We start from the raw sequence: 22945 nt of genomic DNA, 5'->3' as shown, positions 1-22945 counted from the left end.
GGGCGCTGGGCCTACATCCTGCACTCATAGAGCAGCCGGGCGCGGATCGTGCCTTCCAGCGCGCGAATATCGGCAAGCACGCGCTGGCTGTCCGCCGCCGAGGCGTCGGCATCGAGCACCACGTAGCCGACATCATTCGCGGTCTCGTAATATTGGGCGGCAAGCGCCTCGAGGTCGACCACCGTGCCGCGGCTGGTGTTGATGAAAAAAGCGCCTTGCTTGATCGCCGCGATCTCATCGCGGCCGATCATCCCGGCCGTGGCCGGCGTCTCCGGCACGTGCAGGCTCACGACGTCGCTCTGCGCGAGTAGCTCGTGCCGCTGCGGCGCGCGGCGTCGATGTCGTTGACGCCCTCGAGCAGCAGGACCCGGATCTTGTCCTTGGCGAGAGAAAGCTGGGGGGAATGACTGGTGGCCACGATCGTGGCATCCTTCAGCTGGTCCAGCGCACAAGTCGCGCATGCGCCGCCTTCTAGCCAATCGCACGGTGGGTTCAAGGCGCTTCCGACACATCGAGAAACAAGACTCACCCATCGATTGTGAGCTGGATAACAACCCTGAATTGCATATTGCAATACCGTTTGCCGTAGGGCGTATTCGCCGGACGGCCTGCGTGCGGCGATAGGGATCTCATACCAAAGGAGATCAATCATGACCCAATCTTGCAACTCGGTTCCGTCGAAGTTCGGCGAGCGGTGGCGCCTTGCCCCGTATCTCGTTGCCCTCTGCGTGGCGATTCCACTCGCCGCCAGCCATGCCCAGACGCCGCAACCGCCAGCCGAACGCCCCCGGCCTCCGGCGGAGCGGCCTGCCGCACCGCCGGAGCGCGTCCGTCCCACGGAAGAGCAGCGCCGGACCTACGAGGAGCGTATGTCGGCAACCCACCCCAACAAGCCCGGCTGCTTCGAGGCGCATTTCCCCGACGAGCAGTGGGTCGAGACCAAGTGCCTGCCGCCGCCGCGCAATCCCAACCCGAAACACGTGGGCGCCAGGCCCAATACTGTCGGAGACGGCACTGACTGGTTTGCGACGGTAACCAGCGGCAACATCTCGCAAGTCACCGGGTCGTTCGACAACGTCTCGGGCGTCGTCGATCTGCTCGGCCCGATCGGCGGCGATACGTCGGTCGTTCATCCGAACGCCTATGCCATGCAGATGAACTCCAACACCTTCACGCCCAGCGTTTGCGGCAGCCTGACGAACTGTGCCTGGGTGCAGTTCATCTTCAGCCAAACGCAGTGCGGTTCGACGCCCTGCGTCTTCATCGAATACTGGCTGCTCAACCACAACAGCAGCTGTCCAAGCACGCCCGCGGGCAGCCCCGCATGGAGTTTCTACAACGGCAGCGTTCCGAACACGGTGCCGGGATGCTTCCTGAACGTCCCCGCTCAGAATTCGTCGGCGGTGCCCTTGTCCGACCTCGGAAGCCTCCGCGTCGTCGGCAAGACCGGGGGCGGCAACGACACGGTCACCGCGTCCGACTCCAGCGGCACGCTCAGTTCGGTCTCCAATCCGAGCATCTCCAATCTGGAGAGCGGATGGACCGGCGTCGAATACAATCTGGTCGGTGATTGCTGTTCCACCGAGACCTTCTTCACCTCGACCACCACCGCTTCGCTGACGCTGCGTGTGGCGACCGTGAACGGAACAACGAACGCGCCGAACTGTGCGTCGACCTTCACGGGCACCACGGCGGAGAGCAACAATCTCAACCTCACCGGGGGCTGCAAGGCCACCGGCGGCGCCAATCCTGCCATCGTCTTCACCGAGTCCGGGGGCGGGGCGTTGCCAGCCGGCGTCAGCGTCGGCGACCCGCATTTGACCACCTTCCACGGCGCTCACTACAATTTCCAGCATTCCGGCGAGTTCATCCTGGCCCAGGCCGACCCTGACTTCCAGGTGCAGGTCCGCCAGATCCTGATCACGCCGCCGACCCAGCCGGCGATCGCGGTCAATACCGGGGCCGCCGTCAAGATGGGCGCGGACAAATTCGTCGTCACCGTTGACGGAACCGAGGTCAACGGCGCCCCTCGCGCGATCGAGGACGGCAATTCGATCGAGCTTGCCGGCGACGTCACCGTCGTGCACCGAGGTTCGGTGTACACCATCTCGCGCCCGATCGGCGACATCGTCCATGTCGACGTGCAAGGCAATCACGTCGACATCACGGTTCAGATCGGCGCCACCAACGCGTCCAGCACCCGTGGCCTTCTCGTCGGCAATCCCGCCGATGAGGCACATCTTCTCGTCGGGCGCGACAACAAGCCCATCAAGGGCCCCGTCACCAAACTCGCGCTGGACAACTTCATCGAGAGCTGGCGCGTGGAGACGAACGAATCGCTATTCAGCGAGAAAGGCCGCCCCACGCCAAGCGGCGCCGTCGCAGCGCTCACCACTGAACAGCTGGACAAGGCGAAAGCCGAGCAGGCCCGCAAGACCTGCGTCGAGAGGGGTGTGAAGGAGACAACGGCACTCGACGATTGCATTCTCGACGTGGCCGTCATGGGCAAGCCCGAACTGGCCGACGCCTTCGTGTTCGCCCCCAAGCCGAAACAGGTCATTCAGTCGCGTTGACCTCACGCACGGACGTGCCCCGACGACCACGATCGTCGGGGCGCGAGCCACTCGGAATAAAACTGCGAACGCCCATCTCATCGAAATCGAGTTATCGATTCGAGCGGCCCTTGCCCACGGACTTTCTCCCGCCCCCAACAGGTAGAGTCGATGCCGTTCGCCTGGTGGCGATCTTGTCCTACCGCGAGGACGACCACACATTCCAGATCATGCGGCAGCCTGACAGCGAAACCTCATCGCCTGGCGTGTCGAGCGCGCCGACCTCGACGCTGACGCCCGATTTCGGGCCGGGCGTGGTACGGCATAGCTTTCGTGACTGACTTGAGGGAACATGGCGTGAGCGGAGTCGGGATCCTGCGTCCCCTGATCGACGACCTGAATGCCCGCGCCGCGCCTCAGAGATTTGGAAAGATGGCAACCCACACATTCGCATGCATCGATGGGCATACTTGCGGCAATCCCGTCCGGCTCGTCTCCGGCGGTGGGCCGCGCCTGGAAGGCGCGAACATGCTCGAGAAGCGCGCTCACTTCCAGCGGGACTACGATTGGATTCGCACTGGCCTGATGTACGAGCCGCGCGGTCACGACATGATGTCGGGCGCGATCCTCTATCCACCGACGCGGCCCGATTGCGACGTCGCAGTGTTGTTCATCGAGACATCTGGCTGTCTGCCGATGTGCGGGCATGGCACCATCGGCACCATCACCATGGGCATTGAGAACGGCCTCATCACGCCACGCGAATCCGGAAAGCTATCGATCGACGCTCCGGCCGGCAAAATCGACATCACCTATCGGCAGGAAGGCCGATTCGTCGAGGAAGTGCGGCTGACAAATATTCCGAGCTTTCTCTACGCGGAGGGACTGACAGTGCAGGTTGACGGTCTCGGCGAGATCGTCGTTGACGTCGCCTATGGCGGCAATTTCTACGCCATCGTCGAGCCGCAGAGGAATTTCCGGGATATCGCCGACCATTCAGCGAGCGAACTGGTGGGGTGGTCGCCGCGCCTTCGCGCCGCGCTCAACGCAAAGTACGCGTTTGTTCATCCCGAGCACCCGGAGATCAATGGTCTCAGCCACATCCAGTGGACCGGCAAGCCGACGAAACCGGAGGCGCATGCCCGCAACGCCGTATTCTATGGCGATAAAGCCATCGACCGCTCGCCGTGCGGCACCGGAACCTCCGCGCGCATGGCGCAACTTGCGGCAAGGGGCAGGCTCAAGGTCGGAGACGACTTCGTGCACGAATCGATCATTGGTTCGCTGTTCAAGGGACGTGTCGAGGCTGCCGCCAGGGCCGCCGGCCGAGATGCCATCGTCCCTTCGATCGCCGGCTGGGCGCGTATGACCGGCTACAATACGATCTTCATCGACGACCGCGATCCTTATGCCCACGGCTTTTCCGTGAGGTAACCGCTCCAGGGCGACATTCCCTGGTGTTACGGTGACAGGGCTGGACCGTTACCGTATTCCAACCAGGCGTCAGGGGCATATCGGTTGGATCAGGAGGTCCTCATGTCAAAATCGTTATCAGTCCCGGCGCCTGCGGATGCCACCGAGAGACGCAGCAAGCGCGCAGTCGTGGTTTATCCGGTCGAGACCCTGCCATCCGCGGATTTCGATGTGTTGAATACCGCGAGGCAAACCCTGAGAAAGGTGAGCGAGGTCATCGTTCCGCCCAGGGACGCACGCAGCTTCACTGTTCCCCGGGGGCACTTCTTTCGAATTGTCAGCATGGAGGGCTCCCAGGTCGGCGACCTCAATCTCTGGAACGCAGACAACTTGTCCGAGCGTTTCTTCAGCGGCAAGACCCGCGCGCTTCACGCAACCCATGTCAGCGTCGGCGATCGGCTGTGGAGCACCCTGCCCACTCTGAGGCCGATGGCCACCATTACTTACGATACCCTAGGCTGGTACGGTTGGGATGATGACGGAGCTGGCGTGCATGACGTCATCGGAACACGCTGCGATCCTTACACGAACCGGCTCCTGAAAGGCGACGACTATCATCATTGCTGCCATTCGAACCTGATGCGCGCACTCTCGGTGGCCAAGGGCATCTCGATGCAAGAGGCCGAGCATCATGTGCATGACGTGCTGAATGTCTTCATGTGCACGGGGTTTACACGGGATACCCACCAGTATTTCATGAAGGCCAGCCCCGTGAGGCCAGGCGATTACATCGAGTTCTTCGCCGAGATCGATCTGTTGGGGGCCTTATCGGCGTGTCCTGGTGGCGATTGCAGCTCGAGCCATTCGAGCGATGCCGCTCTCTGTTATCCACTGAGGGTGGAAGTATGGCAGGCTGATCCGGATAGCCTGGTCAAATGGGTGTATCCGAGCCCAAGTGCTTATGCCGGGACCCACCGATAGCGAGGCCAGCGATCATCTGTTGAATTGCGGTGACAGCACTAAATCACCAAAATAGGCGTTAAGTGCAGTGGACTGCACCCCGTAATTACCGCCCTTATGAATCGACACGATGGCGGGTTACACCTTCGGCTCCAACTAGTCGTACGGGCTGATTTGGCATCGCGGAGACTTTTGATTTGGACTGGTTCGAGAGACTGACGGGCTTCATCGAGACGGACTATGCGTCAACCCGTGCCAAGCTCAAGGTGAGCCGTGGCAAGCTGACTTCGCTGGTCAGCGGCATGAGCTATAGCACCGGTCTCTTGGAGCTAACATCGCTGTCCGACCTTCGAAATCAAATGAGATCGGCCCATACGGAATCCGGTCGACTGCAGGTATCGCTCATCAGCGGTGACGTCAGAGAGATGCACTGGCATCGCGCATTTGCCGGCGCACTCTTTCAGGTTGCTTCCCAGTTCAATCTGTTGGAAATGATCGGGCCGAACAAGACCCCTGAAGACGGCGTGACCATCTATCAACATGATGGGACACAGGGGCCGGCCTGCGCGATGGCCGCTGGCGCGGCTACGATCTACCGAAATTACTTCGCGAAGGTCGGCGGCCGATTGGGTCAAACGAAGGATCGACAGCTTGACGCCTTGGCAGATCTCGGTACGGCGCTCCGCCGACGCCTCGCGCCAGACGTGGGCGAGCTTTGGTCTATGGTGAATGGCTACGCGCTCGCCCATAGTTCAGGTCTGGACGCCATCGACCACGTTCTCGAGTGTAGCAATCCCGACGAAATAGATGAACTGCGCAGCCGTCTGCGTATAGGGCTGCATTGGGATGTCGAGGCAACTGACGCCGGCCGCCCGTTTCCTGTCGTTTCACAAGCCTTCTGCTCGGCGCTGCCCGTGGCCTACAGCCGACATGGCCCGCGGCACTGGGCGCGATTTGCCTGCTTGGTTCTTGAGGCCGCATACGAAGCGACGGTCTGGGCGGCTGCGCTGAATGCACGGCGCAGCGGCTCCAACACTGTTCTGTTGACGAGCCTTGGCGGAGGTGCGTTCGGAAACGACGAGAGCTGGATCGAAGCTGGTTTGGTGCGGGCTCTCAAGCTGGCGTCTGGATTCGACCTTGACGTGAGGCTTGTTAGTTATAGCGCCCCCTCGCCTGCCTTTTTGCGGATCGAGCGAATGTTCTCGTAAAGGCCATCGCACTAGACGGGGGTTGGCGTCTGATCAAGGACCACCAGCGGCTTCAGCCGGAATTGATGACCGGGCATGGCGCGCCATTCAGAATAAAACCGCGAACTCATATACCATTGAAATAGCTATATAATTTTTCTTCGTCTATCGCCGATGCCGTATTGAACGGCCGCTATGCCCTGCAACAGCCCCTTCGGCCGGATTCAGATAGGGGCGGAGGCATCTCAATCGGCGTTCGAATTTTGGACGCCGATCCCCCAGCTTAGGGGCAATCTCGTGCGCCGAATGACAAGCCCCGGGGCGCCTTCGGGCCGCAAGCGCGGCGACAACATCCATTCTTAACCGTGCTGAGGTTCCCGCGCGGCTAATGCATTACCGTTAACGCGATTCGAACCAGCCGGACCGAGAGTTTCCAGGATGTCGACCATCGCTGGAATCATGTCGTGGGCTTTTCGCTTACGTACCGGCCTGTTAGCGAATTCGGCGTTGGAGGGCACAACGCATCCGACGCGCCGGACCGCCTCGACGCGCCCAATTGTCGTCCTCGTGCTATGCGGCGCATTCCTGATCGCGCTGGTGGTTGGCGTGATCGCCCTGATCCTGTCCAACCTGCGTCATCAGGCGATCGAACAAAGCAAACAACAGCTGCTGGCGACCGCAACCGTACTTGCCCGGCAGGCAGCGCGTGACTTCCAGTCGATCGACCTCATCGAGGCCAACCTGATCGAATACATGGAAACGCTCGCGATCGTCTCGGATGAGCTCTACGCCCGCGCCATGGTGGGACGCGGCATCCACCTGATGCTGAAGGACAAGATCAGCGGCTTCCCCCACATCGGAGCGGTTATGCTGGTCGGCGCGGATGGCGAGCTCATCAATTCGTCGCAGGTCTGGCCAACCCCACCACTCAATTTCGCAGGTCAGGACTATTTTGAGGCGCTCAAGGCCAACCCGCGCTTGAGCTCGATGCTCGGCAGACCGGTGCGCGATCGCCAGACCGGCGTCTGGACCATATACTTCGCCCGTAAATTCAGGGGATCAAACGGCGAATTCCTCGGCTTGGTCGTTGGCACGGTCGCATCGCAGTACTTCGAGGACTCCTTTGGAACGCTCTCACGCGGGACCTATGAGTCGACCGCGCTGCTTCGTGACGATGGCGTAGTGCTCGCGCGCTATCCGCATATCGATTCCATCATCGGAAAATCGCTTGTCCGCAGCTTGCCTCACGGGATGACGCAGCGGTCCGGCAGCGGCGTGGCTCAGCAACGCGATGTGGCGGATGATTCCGAGCGGCTGATAGCGGAAGCGCGCCTTCCCAACCTCCCGATCAATCTGACAGCCAGTACGACCGTAGCTGCCGCGCTCGCCGACTGGCGGACCGAGGCCGGGTATCTGATCGGGCTCACCATCGTCCTCGTGGTGGCGATCGGCGGGACCGGCGCCGTCGTCGTACAGTTTTTCCGCAGGCAAAGCATCCAGTTGGACTCGACGCTGAACAATCTGTCGCAAGGCGTCTGCATGTACGACGAACACCGGCGCCTGATCCTGTGCAACGATCGCTATGCCGAGATGTTTCAACTGCCGCACGAGCTCACGACGCCGGGAACCGCGCTACGCGATATCTTCGACCATCAGGTTTCACAGGGCCTGCATCCCGGAAGTGGTCCCGACGAGTACTTCCGCGGCATGATGGCTATCATCACCGCCCGCGAGCCGGCGAGTACTGTGACGGAATTTGCCGACGGGCGGGCGATGGTGGCTGTGTTCCGGCCGGCGCCGGGCGGCGGCTTCGTCACCACCGTAGAGGATATCACCGAGCAAAAGCGCGCCGAGAAACGGATCGCGCACATTGCTCATCACGACTCACTGACCGGTCTGCACAATCGTGCGGCGTTTTCCGACTATCTGGCGACGACCATCGATGAGACCCTGCGCGCGGCCGGGACATTCGCGATCCTCTGCCTCGACCTCGACCGCTTCAAGGAGGTCAACGACCTTTACGGCCATCTGGTCGGCGATGCGCTGCTACGCGAGGTGGCGCGGCGTCTGCAAGCCGTTGCGGAAGGTGCTTTCCTGGCACGCGTCGGCGGCGACGAGTTCATCGTGATCACCGTCGGCGACGCGCAGACCGCGGCCGTGGATCAGCTCGCTCAGCACCTCAAGACCGCGCTGAGCGGCGACATTGAGATCACCGGACGACAACTGCGCATTGGACTGAGCATCGGCATCGCGTCTTGTCCGGTTGATGGGACCGACCCGGCGATCCTTCTCGCCAACGCGGATATGGCGCTCTACCGCGCCAAGGCCGAAGGACGCGATACGATCCGATTCTTCGAGGCCGACATGGCTGCGCAGTTGCGCGATCGGCGCGAATTGCAGCACGATCTGCAATCTGCTCTCGCCAACGACGAACTGCGGCTCGATTATCAACCGCTGGCGAAGAGCGACGGCGAGATCGTGGGCTTTGAAGCGCTGGTCCGCTGGCACCATCCGAGCCGCGGGGTGGTTTCACCCGGAATCTTCATTCCACTCACGGAAGAGAGCGGGCAGATCGTCGCGATGGGTGAATGGATCCTTCGTGCCGCGTGCCGCGAAGCCGCGTCCTGGCCGAACCGGCTGCAGATTTCCGTCAATTTGTCGCCGATGCAGTTTCGCAACGACGACATCGTGCGGCTGGTTCACGAGACTCTGATCGAAACCGGTCTGGACGCCGGCCGACTCGAGTTGGAGATCACGGAAGGCGTTCTGATCGACGATTTCTCCCGCGCGGTGTCGATCCTGCGGCGCCTCAAATCGCTGGGCGTGCGCATCGCACTCGACGATTTTGGCACCGGCTACTCATCGATGTCGTATCTGCAGGCGTTTCCGTTCGACATGATCAAGATCGACCGCAGCTTCATATCGAACCTCGAACGCAGCGCGCAATCGAAGGCCCTGTTGCGTGGTGTCATTGGACTGGCACGCGGGCTCGAGCTTCCAGTGACCGCTGAGGGCGTCGAGACGCGGGCCCAGCTCAATGTGCTCATCAGTGCCGGTTGCGATCTCGTGCAGGGCTTCCTGATCGGAAGACCGGCTTCGATCGATGGCTATGCGGAGGTCGTGGGCCGGCCAGCCAGCCCGGAGCGGCGCGGCCTGCCGGCGAGCCGGACGTTAAAGGCGTAGGACGCCTGATGGATGTTGTGAAGATGAACCGGGGATCCCGGCGAGGAGGCGGAATGACGCGCTTAAAATTGATCCTGGCCGCAACTGCACTGTGCATCGCAGGCGATGCGGCGATCGCTCAGCAGCCGACGGGCACGCTGGAGAAGATCAGGAGTACCGGAATCATCACGCTCGGACATCGTGAATCGTCGATCCCCTTCTCCTATTACGACAAAAACGAGAAGGTCGTGGGCTACGCGGTGGACCTCTGCTACGTCATTGCCGACGCTGTGAAGGCCAACCTCGGCCTGGCAAAGCTCGAGGTCAAGCTAGTGCCAATCACGCCGGCGCTTCGTATTCCCTCGATATTGAGCGAGAAGATCGATCTCGCATGCGACACAATGACCAACAACCTCGAACGGCAAAAGGTCGTGGCATTCTCGTCTACGTATTTCGTCGCCGCCAATCGGTTCGTCTCCAAGGTAGCCGCTCATCTGCGGACCCTGGATGACCTCAAGGGCAAAACGGTGGTGTCGACCATCGCATCAACCAACCTCAAGCAAATCAGTGAGCTTAATGAGCAGCGCCATCTTGGCCTCACCATCCTTGCGGCCAAGGACAATTTCGAGGCATTCCGCATGCTGGAATCCGATCGCGCGGCTGCAGTCGTCATGGACGATATCCTGCTGTACGGCTTGGTGGCCAACTCGGCAGCGCCCGCCGACTACGTCGTGTCGGACGAGGCGCTGTCGGTTGAGCCGTACGGTATCCTGTTGCGGCGCGACGATCCCGCCTTCAAGAAGGTGGCTGACGATGCGCTCGCGGCAATCTATCGCAACGGCGATATCAACAAGCTCTACGCTAAATGGTTTCTCAACCCGATTCCTCCGAACGGAATGAATCTCAATGTCCCGATGAGTGCCGCGCTGAAGCGCGTGCTCGCGAAGCCGTCCGATAGCGGTGACCCAGAGATGTATGCGATGCGAAATACCGCGGAATGATCAGGCAAGTTCGTCGCGCCGGGCGATTCCTCAAGAGATACGGACGGTATTAAGCGTCCGACAGTGACGGCTGCACCGCCAGACTGATCAATAGCCTAGCGTGCCAGTTGGCGTCGGGACCTCACGTCGGTCAACACTGTCGTTCGCAGTTCTGTCGCAAATGGCGCTCCCTAGGGGAATCGAACCCCTGTTTCGGCCTTGAGAGGGCCACGTCCTAACCGCTAGACGAAGGGAGCGTTGGAGGGAAGCCAATAGCCTTGAAATCGGCTCCCTGCAAGATGCCTTGTGCATTGCGGTGGGGGTTTTGTCACCGCATGCTTTACGTCCCAAGGGGCATTTTCGGCGCCAAAATCGACCCCCGTGGGCCTGCCGGGGTCCCGAGCCCCATGCCGCGATCGGCGCGGAGGACAGAGCCGGCCCGGCGTCCGCACATCGCGCAAAGCTCGCACGTGCGTCATGGCACCGTGATCCGCGGCCCCGCTTTTGACAAACCAAAATGCAAAACACCTGGCTGTGAAGTCACGCAGCGTCGACGTCTGATAGCATCGCCGCGTCACCATGCTGCGCCATGCCGGGCGCCGGGAAGCGAGAGGAGTGCCTGGAACAAAGCGCAAGCCTTTGGCGCACGGCAAACTGGCTCACCAACATCTTGGCAAACCAACATCAGCGCGGCCGCCGGACAATGGAAATGTGTTCCGTCCCTCACACCGCCCACCGGTCAACAGCTTAAACAGAGCGAGGACAGACCATGATCAAGCTCAAAATCAACGGCCAGGAACAGAATTGGGATGGCGACCCGGATCTCTCGCTGCTTTGGTATCTCCGCGACGAAGCGGGAATGACCGGCACCAAATTCGGCTGCGGCCAGGCGCTGTGCGGCGCCTGCACCGTGATCGTCGACAAGCAGGCGGTGCGCGCCTGCATCACATCGGTATCAGACGTGGTCGGCCGCGAGGTCACCACCATCGAGGGCCTGCACCCGACCGGCGATCATCCGGTGCAGAAGGCCTGGCGCCAGGTCAATGTTCCGCAGTGCGGCTACTGCCAGGCCGGCCAGATCATGCAGGCGGCGGCGCTGCTGACCGAGAATCCAAAGCCCTCGCACGACCAGATCCGCGAGGCCATGGCGGGCAACATCTGCCGCTGCGGCTGCTACCAGCGGATCGAGAATGCCGTGCATCTCGCTTCGACGGGGGTGTGACATGAACATCCGCACCAACATGCCGACAAACTCTCGCAAGCTTCGCGGCTTCGAGAAGCACATCAAGGTCGAGAACCTTTCGCGCCGCAGCATCCTGAAGGGCCTCGGCATCGCCGGCAGCTTCGTGCTCGCCGCACCCGTGATGTCACGGCCTGCCTTCGCCTATGAAACCGGCGCCGGCAAGATGCCGCATGGCGTCGTGGTCGATCCACGCGTGTTCGTGGCGATCGCGCCCGACGGCATCGTCACCATCCTGGCGCACCGTGCAGAGATGGGAACCGGCGTTCGCACCAGCCTGCCGCTGATCGTTGCCGAGGAAATGGAAGCCGACTGGTCGCGCGTCCGTGTCCAGCAGGCGCATGGCGACGAGGTCAAGTTCGGCAACCAGGATACCGACGGCTCCCGCAGCACGCGGCACTATCTGATCCCGATGCGCCAGATCGGCGCGGCGGCACGCGCGATGCTGGAGGCCGCGGCGGCGAAGAAGTGGGGCGTGCCGGTCACCGAGGTGAAGGCTGAGAAACATGAGGTCGTCCATAGCGCGAGCGGACGCCGCATCGGCTTCGGTGATCTCGCCGCCGACGCCGCCAAGGAGTCGGTGCCTGATATCGCAGGCCTCAAGCTGAAGGACCCGAAGGACTTTCGCTACCTCGGCAAGGGCGAGGTCTCCATCGTCGATCTCCACGACATCACCACCGGCAAGGCGCATTACGGTGCTGATACCCGCCTGCCCGGCCTGAAGTATGCCGTGATCGCGCGTCCGCCCGTCACCGGCGGCAAGCTCAAATCGTTCGACGACAGCGCCGCGATGAAAATCTCCGGTGTCGAGAAGGTGATGGAGGTCAAGGGCTGGCCGTGGCCGTCAAAATTCCAGCCGCTCGGCGGCGTGGCCGTGATCGCGCGCAACACCGGTGCCGCGATCAAGGGCCGCGACGCGCTGAAGATCGTCTGGGACGACGGCGCCAACGGCAAATACGACTCCGCGACCTATCGTGCCTCGCTCGAGGAAGCCGCGCGAAAGCCTGGCCTCGTCGTGCGCAAGGACGGCGATGCCGATGCGGCGCTCAAGACCGCCGACAAGGTTATAACAGGCGAATACTACCTGCCGCATCTCGCCCATGTCAGCATGGAGCCGCCGGTCGCGGTCGCCAACGTTACCGGCGACAAATGCGAGATCTGGGCGCCGGTGCAGAGCGCCGGCGGCACCCGTGAGGACGTCGCCAAGACGCTCGGTATCCCCGAGGACAATGTCACCGTCAACGTGACGCTGCTCGGCGGCGGTTTCGGGCGCAAATCGAAGTGCGATTTCGCGATCGAGGCGGCGCTGCTGTCGAAGGAGCTCGGCGCGCCGGTCAAGGTGCAATGGACGCGTGAGGACGATGTGCATCACGACTTCCTGCACACGGTCTCGGTCGAGCGCATCGAGGCGGGTTTGGACAAGAACGGCAAGGTGATCGCATGGCGGCACCGCAGCGTGGCGCCGACCATCGCGTCCACCTTTGCGGCCGGCGCCAATCATGAAGCGCCGTTCGAGCTCGGCATGGGCCTGATCGACAACCCGTTCGAGATCGCCAATTTGCAGTGCGAGAATCCGGAAGCCGCCGCGTTCACGCGGATCGGCTGGTTCCGCTCGGTGTCGAACATCCCGCGGGCGTTCGCGGTGCAATCGATGGCAGCCGAGATCGCGCATGCGACGGGCCGCGACCAGAAGGACATGCTGCTGGAGCTGATCGGCAGCCCACGGATCGTCAACCTGTCCTCGGTGAAGGATCCATGGAACTATGGCGAGCCCTATGACAGCTACCCGATCGACACCGCGCGGTTGCGCAAGGTGGTCGAACTGGTCGCCGAAAAAGGCGAGTGGGGACGCACTGTGCCAAAGGGCCACGGCCTCGGCATCGCCGTGCATCGCTCGTTCGTCAGCTACATCGCGACCATTGTCGAGGTGGCGGTCGACGAGAAAGGCAAGCTCACCGTGCCGCGGGTCGATACCGCGATCGATTGCGGCACCTATGTCAACCCGGAGCGTATCCAGTCGCAGATCGAAGGTGCTGCGATCATGGGGCTGAGCCTCGCCAAATATGGCGAGATCAGCTTCAAGGACGGCAAGGTGCAGCAGAGCAATTTCGACGACTTCCCGGTGATCCGGATCGACGAATCCCCTGCGGTGACCAACGTCCACATCGTGCCGCCGGGACCCGGCACACCACCGAGCGGCGTCGGCGAGCCCGGCGTGCCGCCGTTCGCACCGGCTTTGATCAACGCGATCTTCGCCGCCACCGGAAAGCGCATCCGCGCGCTTCCGATCGGCAAGCAGCTGGAGACCTGACGGAGGAACGTTAGGCGAAACGGGCCGTTCTCATCGATCTGACAGGAGTAGACCGATGAGAACCCCTTCGACGATGTTTTGGACGCTCGCGGCAACCATGGTCGCGGGCGTCTTTCTTTTCAGCACGCAGGCCGTGTTCGCACAGAGCAATTCGCCGCCGAGCACGACGGCAACGCGCCCCGCGCGGGTGCTGCCCGACCAGACTTCGGTTCCAGGCAACGGCCCGCCATCGACCACCGGACAGGCCACCGGCGAGACCAGCCGTGATCCGACCATCAAGAAGATGAACGACGACGAGAAGCAAAAGGTCGACACCAAAGGCAAATAGGCGCGCAGAAGGCGGCGGACTCCCCATCCGCCGCCTTCCGGTCGCCCCCGATCGTTGCCGTTACTTCTTGTCGAGCGCGAAGACCCAGACGACTCCGCCTTGCGGCACGTTGTTCTCGAAGCCCGCAACCTTGCCGGCCAGTGCATCCTGGATGCGCTGTGCGTCGACACCCCAGCCCGACTGGACCGCGATGTATTGCGTGCCGTCGACTTCGTAGGAGATCGGCATCGCCATGATGCCGGAGTTGGTCTTCTGCTCCCACAACAGCTCGCCGGTCTTGGCGTTGAAGATGCGGAAGTTGCGGTCATTGGTGCCGCCGACCATCACGAGGTCGCCGGCGGTCGCGGTCACCGCGCCGAACAATTGCGAAGTCTTGAAGTCGTGCTGCCAGACCTTCTTGCCGGTGGCCGGATCCCACGCCTGCAACTCGCCGAAGTGATCGGCATTGGGGGCAGGTGTCAGCCCGATGTCTTCCGGCTTGGTGCCGAGCCAGAGCTGGCCGGGAACCAGCGGTTGCTTCTCGCCGGTGAAGCCGCCGCAGAAGTTTTCGTTGGCGGGAACATAGACCAGCTTGGTGTTCTGGCTGTAGGCCGCCGACGGCCAGTCCTTGCCGCCCCATAGCGACGGACAGAACTCGACCCGCTTGCCGAGCACGGGCTTGTGGTCGGGATCGAGGATCGGCCGGCCGGTTTCGGCCTCGATGCCCTTCCAGACATTGGTCTTCACGAACGGCCAGCCGGAGACGTAGTTGATCTTGTCCGGCGTGTTCTCGAGTACCCAGAAGATCGCGTCGCGTCCCGGATGGATCAGGCTCTTGAACGTGCGTCCGTCGCGTTGCAGGTCGACCAGCATCGGCGCATCGACCTCGTCCCAGTCCCAGGAATCGTTCTGGTGATACTGGAAGTGTTTCGTGATCTTGCCGGTCTCGGGATCGAGGCCGATCACCGAACTGGTGTAGAGATTGTCCCCGGCATGCATCGAACCCGGCCACGGCGCGGCGTTGCCGACGCCCCAGAGGACCGTCTTGTTGTCCCTGTCGTAAGTGCCGGTCATCCAGGCCGATCCGCCGCCCGATTTCCAGTCGTCGCCGCTCCAGGTCTCGTGGCCCGGCTCGCCTTCGCCGGGAATGGTGAAGGTGCGCCAGAGCTCTTTGCCGCTGTTGGCGTCGTAGGCGACGACATAGCCACGCACGCCGAACTCACCACCAGAGCCGCCGACGATCACCTTGCCGTCGACCACTAGCGGCATCAGCGTCAAATACTGCCCCTTCTTGTAGTCCTGCACCTTGGTGTCCCAGACCACCTTGCCGGTCTTGGCGTCGAGCGCGACGACATGATCGTCCGTGGTGGCGAGATAGAGCTTGTCCTGCCACAGGCCGACACCGCGGCTGGTCGGATGCAACTGGAACAGATCGTCGGGGAGCTGACGCTTGTAGCGCCAATATTCCTCGCCGCTCTTGGCGTTGAGCGCGATCACCTGCCCCATCGGGGTCGCGACGAACATCACGCCGTTGTTGACGATCGGCGGCGCTTCGTGACCCTCGAGGACGCCGGTGGAGAAGGTCCAGACCGGCTTGAGGCCCTTGACGTTCGAGGTGTTGATCTGGTCGAGCGGACTGTAACCCTGTCCGTCATAGGTCCGGCGATAGAGCATCCAGTTGCCGGGTTCCGGATTTTCGAGACGCTGAGACGTCACCGGACTGTAGTTTTCGATCGGCCCTGCGACCGCACAAGTCGAGACGATGCACGTGAACGCGACACAGCTCGACAATATCAACTGCTTCCTGGTCATGAGATGCTACCTCCCTGTTCTGTTTATTTTTTCAGTTTAGGTCGTGCAGAAATCCCGATGCGGCCTCATCCTCCCTGCTGAACACCCACCTTCCCGATGAAATTTGCTGCGACTGATATCGCGCCGTCGGTGACCGTCAGCGGCAGTGCCGCCAGACGCCGTGGCGCCGGTCCGAATACCACCTGCGCACTCTGCCGCGGATCGTATTCGGAATTGTGACACATGCATTTGAGAACGGTTTTGTCGCCCTGCTCTTGCTTCACCCAGGCCGTGATCGGACATCCGGCGTGCGAGCAGATGACGGAGTAGCAGACGATCCCATCAGGCGCGCGGGCGCGCGTGACGTCGTCGAATTCGCTGGGGTCGAGCTTGACGAGAACGACCTCGTTCAGCCGCGAGCCGTTGCGGATGACGGAGGTTTTCGGGTCCTTCGGCCAGGCACGCAGCGGCGGCCCACCGAGTGTCAGGTCCGCCGCCTTGATGATTTCGCCAGCTCGGTCGCCCTCGGCGCGGACCAGCAGATCGGCTTTTTGCGGCCGCTCACTGGCGCCGGGCTGCTGCTCATCGTCCGCGGCGGCGGGTTCGATCGCCGCAAGACAGGCGCAACCTGCCAGCGCCGTCAGCAGCAGCGCGCGACGTGTCGGGTCTGCGCACGGAACCGCCGGATCGGATTCTCCGGTCGCTTCGATGGAAACGCTGAGGTTGGACTCCGACATGGCTCAAACTGAACGTGCAACTCGGCCTAAATGATGGCGGCGTGCCATCTCGATGCATCAACGCAGGTGCAAAAAATGCTTTGCAGCTTTGGGTTGATCGACGGTCTGGCGTTCGCGACGGCTGCGGTCAGGGTTCGCTGACGAAGGTCAGCCTGCCGACAGGTTTCAGCGTCTTTGCATCAAATGTGCGGATCTCGGTTGCACCGCCTATATCAAGCGTCACCACCAATCGCTCGCCGGCGACGCCGGTCGAGACGATACGGGCGCCCTTCGGCAGCGCAGCAGTGACCTCGGATACGGAAACGGGGCTTCCCTCGCTGCGATAAAGGCGGTAGCCGATGGCGATCAACAAGACGGCCACCGCCAGTGCCGACGTCAGGCCCGCGATCAGCATCATGCGCCGCACCCGTGCGATCAGTGCGGCCTGGTCGGGGGTCGGTTCGGTCACAGCGGTGTCGGTCATCACAAGGCTCTTCTTTGCAACAGGTCTCTTCGAATAACGGTCGGAAGCTGGAGGTCATCGTCGCCGGCGACGAGGCGTCGGCGCGGCTCGACCGCGTGCTGGCACAGCGCACCCCCGAGCTGTCGCGGTCCCGGCTGAAGGCGCTGATCCTCGCCGGTTCCGTGACCGTCAAGGACGCCGCAATCCGCGACCCCGCTTATCATGTCACCAAGGGCGATACGATCATAATCGACGTGCCGGAGGCGGTCGCCGCCGAGCCGCAGGGCGAGGACATCGCGCTCGATATCGTGTTCGAGGACGACGACATCATCGTCATCGACAAGCCGAAGGGCCTCGTCGTGCATCCCGCGGCCGGCCACCCCACGGGAACGCTGGTCAACGCGCTGATCGCCCATTGCGGCTCCAGCCTGTCCGGCATCGGCGGCGTCAAACGGCCGGGCATCGTGCACCGTCTCGACAAGGACACCACGGGCCTGATGGTCGTCGCCAAGAACGACCAGGCCCACCAGTCGCTGACCGCGCAATTCGCCGATCATGGCCGCACCGGCCCGATGGAGCGCGGCTATATGGCATTCGCCTGGGGGGTGCCGAACCGCCCCCACGGCACCGTCGATGCGCCGATCGATCGCCACCCGCATGCCCGCGAGAAGATGGCGGTGCGCCAGGGCGGCCGCGAGGCCATCACCCATTTCGAGCTGCGGCAAAGCTTTGCCGGCCGCGACGGCAAGCCGGTCGCTTCGCTGTTGGCCTGCCAGCTCGAGACCGGGCGAACCCATCAGATCCGGGTCCACCTCGCCCATATCGGCCATCCGCTGTTGGGCGACAGCGTCTACGGCGCCCATTTCAAAACCAAGGCGGGGCAGCTCAGCGCGGAAGGTAAAGAATCACTCACCACCCTCGGCCGGCAGGCCCTTCACGCCTATCTGCTGGCTTTGGAGCACCCCCGGACCGGGGAACTTTTGCGCTGGGAACGGGCTTTGCCGGAGGATTTGCTTCTCCTGCAACGGGCGCTGGCAGCGGCGGTATGACGCACCCCTTTCTGGAAAATCCAGTTATGACAATAGGTTATAACTGCCACACGGGGACGTGACGTCAGCAATCCTTCCCTATTCGCGCCCATTTGGTGTATGTTGCACCTGCGTTGAATATCCAACGCGGAACATCGCAGCACGGCCGGCTTTAACACAGCGGCCGCCTGCCGGGCCCGCCGCTATCGGGGGCCTGAACCACTGGAGGGCGCACGAATGGCCCGTACAGCTACGTTACCGGTTCTCAATGGAGAATCCGGTCTTTCAAGATACCTCGCCGAGATCCGCAAGTTCCCCATGCTGGAACCCCAGCAGGAGTACATGCTCGCCAAGCGTTGGCGCGAGCATGACGATCGCGACGCGGCGCATAAACTCGTCACCAGCCATCTCCGGCTCGTGGCCAAGATCGCCATGGGCTATCGCGGCTACGGCTTGCCGATCTCCGAGGTCGTCTCGGAAGGCAATGTCGGCCTGATGCAGGCGGTGAAGCGATTCGAGCCCGAGAAGGGCTTCCGTCTCGCCACCTACGCCATGTGGTGGATCAAGGCGTCGATACAAGAGTACATCCTGCGTTCCTGGTCGCTCGTGAAAATGGGCACCACCGCGAACCAGAAGAAGCTGTTCTTCAACCTGCGCAAGGCGAAGAGCAAGATCTCCGCGCTGGAAGAGGGCGATCTCCGCCCCGACCAGGTGAAGCTGATTGCCAAGCGCCTCGGCGTGACCGATCAGGACGTGGTCGACATGAATCGCCGCCTCGGCGGTGACGCGTCGCTCAACGCCCCGATCCGCGACGACGGCGAAGCCGGCGAATGGCAGGACTGGCTGGTCGACAACTCGCCCAACGCCGAAGCCGTGATGGCCGAAAGCGAAGAGTTCGATCATCGCCGGCAGGCTCTCAATGGTGCGATCGGCGTGCTCAACCCGCGCGAACGCCGCATCTTCGAGGCGCGGCGCCTGGCGGATGAGCCGATGACGCTGGAAGACCTCGCCGCCGAGTTCGGCGTGTCGCGCGAGCGCGTGCGGCAGATCGAGGTCCGCGCCTTCGAGAAGGTGCAGTCGGCCGTCAAGGGCACGATCGCCCGGCAGGAAGCAGCTTTGGAAGCCGCGCACTAAACGCGCGGCGACCACCAAGTGATACGAAAGCCGGCGGCAACGCCGGCTTTTTGTTTTTGTCTGCAGGATGGGTGGAGCGCAGCGATACCCACCTACGAAGCTGCCTGAACCCACTAATCCGCCTGCAGTTGCAGACGCAGGACAGAGGAATTGAGTCACTCGGCCTCGGCCATCTTCGGTCGAGATGATTGCACCTGCGCGTTGGTTGCCGGCGGCCGGTTCGACGGCGGTGCGCCATCCGGTGATCGGGAGGCAGCGTCGGGCGGCGCTCCCTGCGATGGTCGGCTGGCATCGGCGGCCGGAAGCACGATCACCTTCGCTCCGACTTTCACCCGCTCATAAAGGTCCGTGACGTCCTCATTGGTCAGCCGGATACAGCCGGACGACACCCGCTTCCCGATCGTATCGGGCTTGTTGGTGCCGTGAATTCTATATTCGGTCTCGCCCAGATACATCGCGCGAGCGCCGAGCGGATTGGTGGGACCGCCTGCCATGAACCGCGGCAGATAAGGCTGGCGCGAAAGCATGTCCGCAGGCGGACGCCAATCCGGCCATTCTGTCTTGCGCGCCACGGTCTGTTCACCGGACCATGCGAACCCTTCGCGGCCGACGCCGATGCCGTAGCGCATCGCTTGCTGGTCGTTCAGAACGAGATAGAGGAATGTATTTCCGGTATCGATGACGACGGTGCCTGGCGTCTGGTGGCTGACGTAGTCAACCACCTGCCGAACAAACTTTCCGGGAGCCTCGGTGGCTTTTGGTGTTTCGACCCGAGGCGCCGGGACCGGGATTGGAACCGGAGGCGGCGCTGATGCAAGAACCGGAGGCGGTACATGAGTTGGCGGCGACGGTGCCTGAACCTGGTGCGTGGACGGCTTCCGTATCGGTTGAAGACTCGCCGGGCGCGACAGCAAACCGTACCCTAACGCGGCCGCGGCCACGGCGCCAATTGCGATCCTTCCGACCACCGGCACTGCGAGCGTCCCTGTCTTCCCACGTTTGGCCCGCTTGCCCATATCTTCTCTTCCCCTGATCCCTTGCCTGGAAGAGGTATCCAGCAAGTTTTAACAAGCTTCGAAGCGATTTCGCTTCGGCTGGAAATCGTTTGATGTCGTTAACGCCAGCTCTTGTTCCGCAACGCAAGCGTTGAGAGTCTGTGGGGGTGGAGCCAACGGGTCGCGCGAATGCGCGCCCGATGACAGGCTCCGCGATACCCATCATCCCACCGCGCGGCACAAGGCTGATGGGTTTCGCTTTGCTCTACCCATCCCACGAAGCTGGTTTTTGGCATGATGCTTCGACACGCACCGGACGGTCAGAAGCACATCGATGCACCAATCGGCTTCTCGCAGTGTCTCGAGGCCTTGCATCCGGTTATTGTTCAAGCCAGAAAAGCATTGGAGGTTCGCCAATGCTGCTCGAAACCGGGTTCCGAGGCGGCGCATTGGCGCTGTTCGGCCTACTTGCGATCATTGGTCTTCCTGGCACGCTCCGATCACCGATCGGTCGCGCCACACTGCTGTTCGACCTGTGCGTAATAGCATTCCTCATCGAAACAGCTCCCGGAATACACGAGGGGCTGGTCTGGTGGATCATTCCACTGCGGATTCTCAGCAACTCAATCGCCGGCGTTTTCGTTGCGTGGGCCGAGACAGTCTTTGATGATTCCCAGTCGACGCGATGGCGGTGGGCGGTCTTCGTTGCTCTCCTGCCGCTCGCAGGCGTGGCAACCTTATCCGGCTCAAGCCTGGCGTGGAATGCGACGCATGCTGTGACGCTGATCGTGGTCGTCGTCGAAACCGCGCGGGTACTTGCAGGGCGTAAAGCAGACCTGGTTGAGGGGCGACGACGCTTCAGGATCATTTTCGCCTGCGCTGTGGGTCTGGTAATTCTGGCAACAACGATGCTCGACGCAGCCGGCGTCGGCTGGCTCCCCGGTCTCTCGGCCGTGCTGGGCTTGGCCATAGTCGCCGCTATGATACGTCTGCGTGCTGTCATGCCTGAGGCAACGCTTGAACCGGCGCCGGCCGCGCGAGGGGGCCTTACTATCCCCATCGCGGCAACGGAAATGAGCGCTGAGGAGCGCCAACTGGCGGAGCGGCTGCGGCGGGCGATGGAGCAAGACCGTGCCTACCGCGACTCGGACCTCTCGGTGGATCGACTGGCCGAGCAGTTGGGAGTGCCTGAATATCGTCTCCGGCGAACGATCAACCAGCGCCTCGGCTATCGGAACTTCACTGATTTCGTGAACGAGCACAGGTTGAAGGAGGCGCGGGAGGCGTTGTCTGATCCTGCGCAATCGCGCGTCCCGGTCCTCACCATCGCCCTCGATGCCGGTTGGGGATCGATCGGTCCATTTAATCGCGCCTTCAAGGGTCAAACCGGCCAAACGCCTACTCAGTTCCGCCGTCGCGCACTGGCCGATTCCGCAATCGGCCATATTTTGCCAGAATCGGCCAGGTCGGACGCAACTTCCGGCAAGACCCCGACCTCGGCATAAGGCCTGATCCCGGCGCAAACCGGAGGACAGGTCATGCCTGGAGAGAGGCCGAGCCATCGCCTTTTATATATCGACAACCTGCGTTGGTCAGCGATCAGCATGGTCGTCGTCATGCACGCGGCCGTGACCTACTCGCCTTTTGGCGCGTGGTACTACCGTGAGCATCCCGAACTGGGTATCGGAGCGAAGATTGCCTTCGCTGCCTATCAATCCTTCCAGCACGCGGTGGCAATGGGTTTGCTTTTCGGCATAGCAGGCTTCTTTTCGGCCGGCGCCGTTGCACGCAATGGCGTCCGCAGCTTCATCCGCGAGCGGCTACAAAGACTTGGCCTGCCATTGCTGCTTTATATGACCTTGATCGGTCCGCTGACCGAATATTTCGTCGCAGGGTCGTGGCGGTCGAACCCGCCGCGAACGTTCATCCAGGACTGGTGGCTGCACCTTCGTTCAGGGGAACTACTCGATGGCTCGGGACCCCTATGGTTCTGCCTTGTACTTCTCCTGTTCTCGGCCGCCTACGCCGTGCTGTGCCAGGCGCGCCCGATACAGTTCGCTCCGCGGCATCCGCCTTCGGCCGGGGCCGTGTTAGGTTACGCGGCCCTGATTGCCATCGTGACTTTTCTAGTCGGCGCTACTTTTCCGAACGCGACGACTGTTCTCAACATCGATGTACACGACTTTCCGCAATACCCACTCATGTATGCTGCCGGAATTGCCGCATGGAAAGGTGACTGGTTGCGCCAGATACCATCACGTGTCGGAAGGCGTTGGTTGTGGAATGGCCTTTGGGTTGGTGGTGCGATGTGGATCGTCCTGGTCGCTGCGGGCGGTGCCATGAGCGGCGACGTGTCCGCCTATGGCGGCGGCTGGCACTGGCAGGCTGCCGGCATCGACGCCTGGCGCTCATTCACCTGTCTTGCTCTCTCGTTAGGGGCAATCGTCCTCTACCGAGACCGCTTTGACAGCCAAGGACCCATCGCTCGCTTCCTCACGCGCAATGCGTTTGGCGTCTACGTCTTGCACGCGCCGATCTTAGTCGCGATTACGCGTTTGCTGCACTTTTTACCTGCTTCCATCGGCCTCAAATTCGCGCTCGCCAGTCTGGGCGGCATCCTGGCAAGCTTTCTCATTGTCGGGTTTGTGGCCCAGCGAACACCTGGTTTGCGCGCTGTTCTCTGAACGTCGGCTAATGGGTCAGACG

At 62.2% G+C, this 22945-nt stretch carries 19 protein-coding genes, 1 tRNA gene and 1 pseudogene; 14 read left to right on the top strand and 7 right to left on the bottom strand.

The features are described 5' to 3' along the window. Positions 1–11: 11 nt before the first annotated feature. Positions 12–344 (bottom strand): annotated as a pseudogene (locus tag UP09_RS38540) (NAD(P)-dependent oxidoreductase); the annotation flags it as partial. Then, positions 287–652 carry a hypothetical protein gene (locus tag UP09_RS38535; RefSeq protein WP_245301999.1) on the bottom strand — a complete coding sequence of 122 codons (366 nt, stop codon included), beginning with the start codon at positions 650–652 and terminating at the stop codon, positions 287–289. The pseudogene UP09_RS38540 and the gene UP09_RS38535, both read right to left, overlap by 58 nt. Between UP09_RS38535 and UP09_RS15435 the strand changes: the two genes are divergently transcribed. The 7 genes from UP09_RS15435 to UP09_RS15410 all read left to right on the top strand — a co-directional run bounded on the left by UP09_RS15435 (position 651) and on the right by UP09_RS15410 (position 10275). Next, positions 651–2573 (top strand): VWD domain-containing protein, encoded by a 1923-nt coding sequence (locus UP09_RS15435; protein ID WP_044539025.1) that lies wholly within the window; start codon positions 651–653, stop codon positions 2571–2573. The genes UP09_RS38535 and UP09_RS15435 overlap by 2 nt on opposite strands. A 173-nt stretch (positions 2574–2746) precedes the next feature. Beyond that, positions 2747–2893, top strand: a complete 147-nt coding sequence (locus UP09_RS37635) for a hypothetical protein (RefSeq protein ID WP_156164612.1) — start codon at positions 2747–2749, stop codon at positions 2891–2893. Positions 2894–2984: 91 nt separating this feature from the next. Beyond that, positions 2985–3986 (top strand): 4-hydroxyproline epimerase, encoded by a 1002-nt coding sequence (locus UP09_RS15430; RefSeq protein WP_044539205.1) that lies wholly within the window; start codon positions 2985–2987, stop codon positions 3984–3986. Between the two features lie 102 nt (positions 3987–4088). Further along, positions 4089–4946, top strand: coding sequence for an urea carboxylase-associated family protein (locus UP09_RS15425; protein ID WP_044539204.1), 858 nt, complete (start codon positions 4089–4091; stop codon positions 4944–4946). A 176-nt stretch (positions 4947–5122) separates the two neighbouring features. Further along, positions 5123–6133 (top strand): hypothetical protein, encoded by a 1011-nt coding sequence (locus UP09_RS15420; protein WP_044539024.1) that lies wholly within the window; start codon positions 5123–5125, stop codon positions 6131–6133. 486 nt (positions 6134–6619) lie between these two features. Next, entirely contained in the window at positions 6620–9295 is a 2676-nt protein-coding gene (locus tag UP09_RS15415; protein ID WP_052833105.1) for a bifunctional diguanylate cyclase/phosphodiesterase, read from the top strand. Between the two features lie 53 nt (positions 9296–9348). Further along, entirely contained in the window at positions 9349–10275 is a 927-nt protein-coding gene (locus tag UP09_RS15410) for an amino acid ABC transporter substrate-binding protein (protein ID WP_082070138.1), read from the top strand. A gap of 161 nt (positions 10276–10436) precedes the next feature. Here the strand turns inward: UP09_RS15410 and UP09_RS15405 are convergent. Further along, positions 10437–10511, bottom strand: a tRNA-Glu gene (locus tag UP09_RS15405). Between the two features lie 512 nt (positions 10512–11023). Between UP09_RS15405 and UP09_RS15400 the strand changes: the two genes are divergently transcribed. From UP09_RS15400 to UP09_RS15390, 3 genes are read left to right on the top strand one after another with little or no spacing between them, the layout of a single operon-like run. After that, a complete protein-coding gene (locus tag UP09_RS15400) occupies positions 11024–11476 on the top strand; it encodes a (2Fe-2S)-binding protein (protein ID WP_044539023.1) in 453 nt (150 codons plus the stop codon). A 1-nt stretch (position 11477) separates the two neighbouring features. After that, complete coding sequence (locus UP09_RS15395) at positions 11478–13805, top strand: xanthine dehydrogenase family protein molybdopterin-binding subunit (protein ID WP_044539022.1); 2328 nt, start codon at positions 11478–11480, stop codon at positions 13803–13805. Positions 13806–13860: 55 nt separating this feature from the next. After that, on the top strand, positions 13861–14133 hold the full coding sequence (locus UP09_RS15390) for a hypothetical protein (protein ID WP_044539021.1): 273 nt from the start codon (positions 13861–13863) through the stop codon (positions 14131–14133). Between the two features lie 60 nt (positions 14134–14193). Here the strand turns inward: UP09_RS15390 and UP09_RS15385 are convergent, their stop codons facing one another. From UP09_RS15385 to UP09_RS15375, 3 genes are all read right to left on the bottom strand, one after another. Beyond that, positions 14194–15924 carry a methanol/ethanol family PQQ-dependent dehydrogenase gene (locus UP09_RS15385; RefSeq protein WP_044539020.1) on the bottom strand — a complete coding sequence of 577 codons (1731 nt, stop codon included), beginning with the start codon at positions 15922–15924 and terminating at the stop codon, positions 14194–14196. A gap of 65 nt (positions 15925–15989) precedes the next feature. Further along, positions 15990–16640 (bottom strand): QcrA and Rieske domain-containing protein, encoded by a 651-nt coding sequence (locus UP09_RS15380; RefSeq protein ID WP_044539019.1) that lies wholly within the window; start codon positions 16638–16640, stop codon positions 15990–15992. Positions 16641–16767: 127 nt separating this feature from the next. Then, the gene (locus tag UP09_RS15375) at positions 16768–17103 is read right to left on the bottom strand and encodes a hypothetical protein (protein WP_044539018.1); all 336 of its coding nucleotides are present in this window, start codon (positions 17101–17103) and stop codon (positions 16768–16770) included. Between the two features lie 47 nt (positions 17104–17150). Between UP09_RS15375 and UP09_RS15370 the strand changes: the two genes are divergently transcribed. Together UP09_RS15370 and rpoH are read left to right on the top strand one after the other, a co-directional pair. Further along, the gene (locus UP09_RS15370; RefSeq protein WP_044539201.1) at positions 17151–18131 is read left to right on the top strand and encodes an RluA family pseudouridine synthase; all 981 of its coding nucleotides are present in this window, start codon (positions 17151–17153) and stop codon (positions 18129–18131) included. A gap of 216 nt (positions 18132–18347) precedes the next feature. Beyond that, positions 18348–19244, top strand: coding sequence for an RNA polymerase sigma factor RpoH (gene rpoH, locus UP09_RS15365; RefSeq protein WP_044539017.1), 897 nt, complete (start codon positions 18348–18350; stop codon positions 19242–19244). Between the two features lie 155 nt (positions 19245–19399). Here the strand turns inward: rpoH and UP09_RS15360 are convergent, their stop codons facing one another. Beyond that, positions 19400–20260: a L,D-transpeptidase gene (locus UP09_RS15360; RefSeq protein WP_044539016.1), complete on the bottom strand. Its 861-nt coding sequence runs from the start codon at positions 20258–20260 to the stop codon at positions 19400–19402. A gap of 395 nt (positions 20261–20655) precedes the next feature. On the opposite strand from UP09_RS15360, the gene UP09_RS36345 reads away from it, so the two are divergent. Together UP09_RS36345 and UP09_RS15350 are read left to right on the top strand one after the other, a co-directional pair. Beyond that, the gene (locus UP09_RS36345) at positions 20656–21744 is read left to right on the top strand and encodes a helix-turn-helix domain-containing protein (RefSeq protein WP_052833104.1); all 1089 of its coding nucleotides are present in this window, start codon (positions 20656–20658) and stop codon (positions 21742–21744) included. 33 nt (positions 21745–21777) lie between these two features. Continuing rightward, positions 21778–22923, top strand: a complete 1146-nt coding sequence (locus UP09_RS15350; protein ID WP_082070136.1) for an acyltransferase family protein — start codon at positions 21778–21780, stop codon at positions 22921–22923. The last annotated feature ends 22 nt before the right edge of the window (positions 22924–22945 follow it).

Origin of the sequence: Bradyrhizobium sp. LTSP885, from assembly GCF_000938305.1 — a bacterium.
Classification (GTDB): domain Bacteria; phylum Pseudomonadota; class Alphaproteobacteria; order Rhizobiales; family Xanthobacteraceae; genus Bradyrhizobium.
The sequence above is the reverse complement of the archived record's forward strand: the minus strand, read 5'-3'. Positions and strand labels throughout refer to the sequence as shown.